The organism is Macellibacteroides sp. (assembly GCF_050251695.1).
Lineage (GTDB): Bacteria > Bacteroidota > Bacteroidia > Bacteroidales > Tannerellaceae > Macellibacteroides > Macellibacteroides fermentans.
The window spans coordinates 1-7244 of sequence record NZ_JBFWMI010000118.1 but is presented as its reverse complement, the minus strand read 5'-3'; the positions used below and the strand labels follow the sequence as shown (position 1 = coordinate 7244).

The following is a 7244-nucleotide window of genomic DNA, read 5'->3' as shown; positions in this document are numbered from 1 at the left end:
TTTTGGTAAAGGGAACAACAATAGGAACTGTAACCGACACTGATGGTAAATTTTTGTTACGTAATCTTCCCTCTGGCGGGGCAGTATTACAAGTCTCATATGTTGGTATGCTTACTCAGGAAGTAATCGCCAAACCTAATATGAGGGTTATTCTGAAAAGCGACACCAAAGTGGTAGACGAAATCGTTGTTGTAGCCTACGGAACAGCCAAAAAATCCTCTTTTACCGGATCTGCAGCATCAATAGGATCGAAAGATCTAGAGATAAGACCTTTAACCAATGCAGCCTCTGTATTAGACGGTGCCGCTCCGGGTGTTCAGGTAGCAGCTGCCAGCGGACAACCAGGAGATTCTCCATCGATCCGTATCCGTGGTTTTGGATCTGTTAATGCATCAAATTCGCCTCTTTATGTGGTTGACGGGTCAATTTACAACGGAGCAATCGGAGATATCAATCCAAATGATATTGAAGCAATCACTGTTTTAAAAGATGCGGCTTCTACTTCATTATATGGTTCAAGCGCAGGAAACGGTGTAATTTTAATTACCACGAAAAAAGCTAAAGAAGAAAATACCGCAGTAAACTTATCAATCACACAAGGTTTTTCTCAAAGGGCAATCAAGGAATACAACCGCATCAATGTAATGGATTATTACCCTTTGCAATGGGAACAACTTAAAAATCAATACATGACCGCTAATAGTTACACAGCCGAAAAAGCAGCTCAGACTGCAACGGCAAACATTTTCGGTCTTTTGATGTACAATCCGTTTAAAGGAGTTGCAAATAACGAGATTGTAGGTACAGATGGTAAATTAAATCCCTCGGCAAATACCTTATTATGGGGCGACGACCTGGATTGGTACGATGAAATGGAAAGAACTGGTTATCGCGGTGAATACAATTTGTCTTATACCAATAAAACGAACAAAAGCGACACCTACGTTTCTGTTTCTTATCTGGAAGACAATGGATATGTTATTAAATCGGACTTTGAACGTTTTGCCGGTAGAGCCAATGTTAATGTTTACCCAGTAAAATGGTTTAAAACAGGTCTTAATATTGCCGGAACCCGTACAACTTCGAATACAGCCAATGCAACTGATAACTCATCGGGTTATGCCAACCCATTTATGTTTGCACGCGGGATCGGCCCGATTTACCCCGTCTATTTGCACGATACAACGACAGGTGAATATATTTTAGATGAAACTGGAGCTAAACAATACGACTATAGCAGCGTTAGAGCAGGTTCTGCTTATTCCGGACGACATATTGTTGCCGAAACAAACTGGAATCAACGTAAATATACCCGCGACGGACTCAATGCCCGCACTTATCTGGATTTGAATCTATATGACGGACTTACTGCAACTATCAATGCAACACTTGAATCTACAAACTATCGTAACGCAGGATACGACAACAAGCTGGTTGGCGACGGAGCTCCGGCCGGACGTCTGCGTATTGAAAGCACAAGAAGTACCACCTACACCTTCAACCAATTACTTTCTTATGCTAAATCGTTCGATAAACATACAGTTGATGCTTTAATCGGTCACGAAAATTATTCATACGAATATCAGTATTCATACGCCATGAGACAAGGTCAGGTATTGGACGGACTCTATGAAATGGATAATTTCGTAACCATCAATTCAGTAACCTCTTACACTGATACATACAAGAAAGAGGGTTATCTGGGCCGTTTAAACTACAATTACGACGATAAGTATTATGCATCGTTCTCATTTAGACGTGACGGAACTTCCCGATTCCACAAAGATTCAAGATGGGGTAATTTCTGGTCGTTAGGTGCTTCATGGAGAATGGATCAGGAAAGTTTCATCAAAGACCTGAAATGGGTAGACCAGTTAAAACTCCGCGCGTCTTATGGAGAAACCGGTAACGATGCCGGAATTGGATATTACCCCTACCAGACATTATATGGAATGGGATACAATAACGCTACCGAAGCAGGTATCCTTTTCGACTCTTTTGGAAACAATAATTTAAAATGGGAAACTCAGGTATCTTATGATGCGGCAATCGAGTTCGGTTTGTTTGAAAAACTTACCGGTACCGTCGAGTTTTTCAATAAAGAGTCGAAAGATCTTCTGTTTGAAGTACCGAAGCCTATATCTTCAGGAACCGAATCTATCTGGGAAAACATTGGAAAAGTTAGCAATAAAGGATTGGAAGTAACGCTTGATTACGTTCTGCTAAAGAACAAAGATTGGAGATGGAATATCGGTCTAAACGCTACATTCCTAAAGAATGAGGTTAAGAAATTACCTGATGGACAAAAAGAAATCATTGATGGAACAAAGAAAATTATGGTTGGCCGTTCCATTTACGATTATTGGTTGAAAGAATATGCCGGTGTAGATCCTAACGATGGAGCAGCTTTATACCGATTTGACGACTCTGTAAAAGAAGATGGTACTCCGGCTCAAACATGGTCAGACACCGACGGAAGAATCATTGGCGACGAAAAATTCACAACCAGTCAGGCGAAAGCTAAATACCATTATGCAGGTAGCGCAATTCCAGATGTATACGGTGGTATCAATATGGGAGTAAAATACAAAGCATTTGAATTGACAACCGTATTTTCGTATGCTTTAGGTGGTAAAATATACAATTCAAGCTATCAATCTCTGATGTCTGTTGGGGCTTATGGTGCTGCAATGCACAGTGACATAAAGAATCGCTGGCAGAAAGCCGGTGATGTTACAAACACACCTCGTCTGGATGGCAGCAAATCGTCCGACTTTAATGCCCAGTCCGACCGTTGGTTGATCAGCTCCGATTTCATCAGCATGAAATCATTGTCATTAGGCTACAATATTCCAAAAAGCATCTATAGCAATACAGGCATCCGTAATGCCAGAGTCTCAATCAGCGGAGAAAATTTATTCCTGATCAATGCCCTTCAAGGTATGGATACACAGCAATCATACAACGGTATAATAAACAATGCTCACATACCGGCGCGTTCATGGACATTTGGATTAAACGTTAGCTTCTGATTTTACAACCAATATAAAAAGACAACAATATGAAAAAAATAAAAAATATAGCCATTGCGCTTATGGCATCCACAGTCTTACTTTCTGGATGTAGTGAAGACTATATGGAAACATCACCTACAGATCAGGTAAGTGAAACAATAGTATCCGGATCTCTCGACAATCTTTACATTGCATTAAATGGAATTCACCGCTCCCTGGTTAGACAATACCTATCGTCTCAAAGTTGCGGAGGAGAACCTTCAATGAATATTTACCGCGATGTGCTTGGAGATGACTTAGTGCATCCTTCCACCGGAAATTCATGGTTTTTAAGTGATTTGAGATGGGTATCCCACCGTAATCCCAATGCTACTTCAACCAAATATCCATTCTATATTTACTATCAGTTTATCCTTAATGCGAATTTGATCTTACAAAATGTTGACAAAGTTCAACTTACGGATCAAAAACTACACGATGGAGTAAAAGGTGAAGCCTTATGTTTTCGTGCATGGTCTCATTTTAATCTTGTACAATTGTATGCTAAAAGATACGATCCCGCAGGTTCAAACTCCCAACTTGGCGTACCTTATCGCAAAGAAGCAAATACAGATGGTATGGCTCGTAACACGGTAGAGGAATGCTATCAGTTTATAAACGAAGATTTGGACGAAGCGATTGAATTGCTAAAAAACTATACTGCTAAAGCAACGACTCATTTCTCGCTTAAAGTTGCTTACGGACTAAAAGCAAGGGTTCTACTCACTATGGGCAATTACCCCGAAGCTGCTAAATTTGCCGATTTAAGTATTAAAACAGCCGAAGCTGACGGAAATAAGCTTATGAACAGTACAGAGCTTATGAGCGGTTTTGCCACAATCCTAACCGATACTGACGAGGCGATGTGGGCAGCCAATACACAGGATGATCAAACAATCTATTTCTATTCATTCTATGCATATATGTCGTGGAACTTTAACGCATCGGCAATCCGTGCTGTACCAAGATGTATCAATTCTGTTTTATATAATAAAATATCGAACACAGATATTCGTAAAAAATGGTGGGATCCAACCGGTACTGCAGCTGTGCCTGCAACCACTTACAAGAAATATAAATATCAGAACAGAAAGTTTACTGCAAAGGCCACCTCAAATTCAGTGGGTGATTACGCTTATATGAGGCTTGCCGAAATGTATCTTATTAAAGCGGAAGCATTGGCGCGTAGCGGACAGGTAGAAGAAGCTCAAAACACATTTACAAAGTTTGCCATCACCCGCGACCCATCTTATGTAGCCTCCAGTACAACCAAAGAACAGCTTGCCGAAGAGATTATGATCCATCGCCGTGTGGAACTTTGGGGAGAGGGCTTCAGATTTACAGATCTTAAACGATTGAATCTTCCGCTGGACAGAACAGGATCTAATCACGAAGCAGCAATTGCAATTAAACTGTCTGAGCCTGCAGGGTCAAAAGAATGGCAATATATGATTCCTCAAGACGAATTAAACGCTAACCCGTTAATGACTCAAAACGAATAGTGTTTTTTTCTATTTTATACACACTTTAAAGTACAGATATCCCGTTAATACGGGATACTGTACTTTTTTATTAAAAACATATAGACTATGAAAATAAAAAACATCTTCTTATCTGCTACTATTCTGGCAAGTACTGTAATTGCAAATGCACAGGAACTGCCCTATCAGGAACCTCCCAAAGAAATTAAAGAGATTGCTCTTGCAAAATTGTCTCCCATAATTGACTTCAGTGAAGATTACAAATGGATGCTTCAGCTTGAACGGGCTCCTTACTATTCGGTAAGTGAACTTGCCCAACCAGAATTAAGACTTGCAGGTATACGCATCAATCCTGAAACATTTAGCGAATCGCGGCAACGCGGTTATGTAGGGGTTACCCTTGTTAACATGGAAACTAAGCTTGAAAGAGTTATTGAAGGGTTCCCGGATCAGTCAATCATCCTGAATATTAATTGGTCGCCACAATCTGATAAAATTATTTTTTTCGTAAAAGAAGGTGATGGAGTTTATCTGTATCAGTGTATAACAACTGAGAGTAAAGTAGTAAAACTTAGCAATAGAAAGATCAATGCCTGCTTCGGCACCTCTCTTTTCTGGATTAATAATAACGAAATATTAATATTGGCAATACCCGAAAACATCGGAAACGCACCTGTTGGAAGCACCGTACCACAAGGAGCCCTCGTACAGGAAAATAGTGGAAAAGCTCAGGCAGCGCGTACTTATCAGGATTTATTGAAAAATAAATTTGATGAATCGCTGTTCGATTACTACTTTACATCCGAAATAATAAAAATAAATAACCAAGGGAGTTTGAGTACCGGAATCAAAGGTGTTATTACCAGTGTGTCCCTCTCTCCCAATAAAGAATTGCTCTTAGTTGAAAAAACCCATAAACCCTATTCTTACATTGTTCCCATAAGTAATTTCCCCACTACGTTATCTGTAACTGACATAAATGGTAAACTTATTAAAACAATCGCCGAAATACCTTTAGTTATCACAGCTATGGGTTATGACACTACCTCTCCTTATCCAAGGAATTTTGGATGGAGACCGGATAAACCGGCTACTCTTTTCTGGACTGAGGCACAGGACAACGGGGACCCTAAGAAAAACAAAACCGAATATGCCGACATAATTTATCAGCAGACTTTTCCTTTTACCGATGTAAAAAAAGAAGTAGTTAAAACCAAACTCCGTTCGTACGGAGTTCAATGGGGAAATGATTCTCTGGCACTTATAACCGAATCATCTGCTGCAACACGTCTGGTTAAGACATCCTGTTTTAAGCCCGGATCGGATAAAGATCCGGTACCTCTTTTTGAATTCTCACGCGATGATAACTACAATAATCCAGGCAGACCGCATGTAGTAAAAAATCAGTATGACAAATATGTGCTTTATACTAATAAGAAGAACAATCAGCTTTTGTTGCTTTCGGACGGTGCATCACCCGAAGGGAATATGCCTTACCTGAGTCTTTACGATATTACGAAAAAGAAAAACACTATTCTTTGGAGGTGTAAAGCACCTTATTACGAAACGATTTCCCGTATTAAAGATCCCGTAAAACTAGAGATCATCACTGCAAGACAATCAATAACAGAACCTGTTAATTTCTTTATCAGACAAATTAAGTCCAATAAAGTTAAACAGTTGACCAACTTTCCGAATCCTTACCCCAGCATGAAAGGGGTAAGTAAAGAACAGATCCGCTACAAAAGAGAGGATGGAGTAGATCTGACAGCAACCGTTTATCTTCCGGCCGGATACAGCAAGGAAAAAGACGGGAGACTTCCTGTAATTATGTGGGCGTATCCACGTGAGTACAAATCAGCATCGGATGCCGCACAGGTAAGAGGTTCGAAATACACCTTTACAAGCATAAGCTACGGATCGCCCATTTTTTGGGTTAAAAAAGGCTATTGCGTAATGGACAATGTAGAAATGCCCATTGTAGGTGGCAATGGTGTAGAACCAAATGACAACTTCACCGAACAACTTGTAATGAATGCAGAAGCTGCTGCAAAGGTTATACACGAAATGGGAGTTGGCGATACTTCCAGACTTGCTGTAGGAGGACATTCATACGGAGCTTTCATGACAGCCAATCTATTGGTACATACTAATTTATTTAAAGCAGGAATTGCAAGAAGTGGTGCTTACAACCGAACATTAACTCCTTTTGGTTTTCAGGCCGAAACACGTACGTATTGGCAGGCTCCGGAGGTTTATAATGCGATGTCGCCATTTATGTATGCAGATAAACTGAATGGTGCTTTATTATTGATCCACGGTGAACTCGATAACAATAGCGGTACTTTTCCAATCCAATCCGAACGTTTTTTTCAAGCATTGAAAGGGCACGGAGCTACAGTTCGCTATGTTGTTCTGCCTCTGGAAAGTCATGGATATTCTGCCAAAGAAAACATACTTCACATGCTATACGAAACAGACTCGTGGCTTGAGAAATATGTAAAATAACATCAAGAATTAGTATAACAACGGAATTCGCCCTTATGCATGTGTCTATGTATAAGGGCGAGTTTTATTTGTGATAAGGATACATAAAAATTAACGTTACATACCCATAAACAGGGCTAATTGACAACAAACTGCAAAAACTATTAAATACAACTAATTAAAAAGTCAAATTAACAATTACAATTGAAAATCTTATACATTT

At 39.8% G+C, this 7244-nt stretch carries 3 protein-coding genes; all 3 read left to right on the top strand.

Going from position 1 to position 7244, the window contains the following annotated elements:
* A partial coding sequence (locus AB7E53_RS13355) for a SusC/RagA family TonB-linked outer membrane protein (protein WP_446776215.1) occupies positions 1 to 3032 on the top strand: 3032 nt, incomplete at its 5' end.
* 29 nt (positions 3033 to 3061) lie between these two features.
* On the top strand, positions 3062 to 4555 hold the full coding sequence (locus tag AB7E53_RS13350) for a RagB/SusD family nutrient uptake outer membrane protein (RefSeq protein WP_446776213.1): 1494 nt from the start codon (positions 3062 to 3064) through the stop codon (positions 4553 to 4555).
* Between the two features lie 87 nt (positions 4556 to 4642).
* Complete coding sequence (locus AB7E53_RS13345) at positions 4643 to 7042, top strand: alpha/beta hydrolase family protein (RefSeq protein ID WP_446776211.1); 2400 nt, start codon at positions 4643 to 4645, stop codon at positions 7040 to 7042.
* Positions 7043 to 7244: the final 202 nt, after the last annotated feature.

Bases quoted from the DNA above. Each gene is read 5' to 3' on its own strand.
- AB7E53_RS13350 (WP_446776213.1), top strand. From the start codon at position 3,062: ATGAAAAAAATAAAAAATATAGCCATTGCGCTTATGGCATCCACAGTC.
- AB7E53_RS13345 (WP_446776211.1), top strand. From the start codon at position 4,643: ATGAAAATAAAAAACATCTTCTTATCTGCTACTATTCTGGCAAGTACT.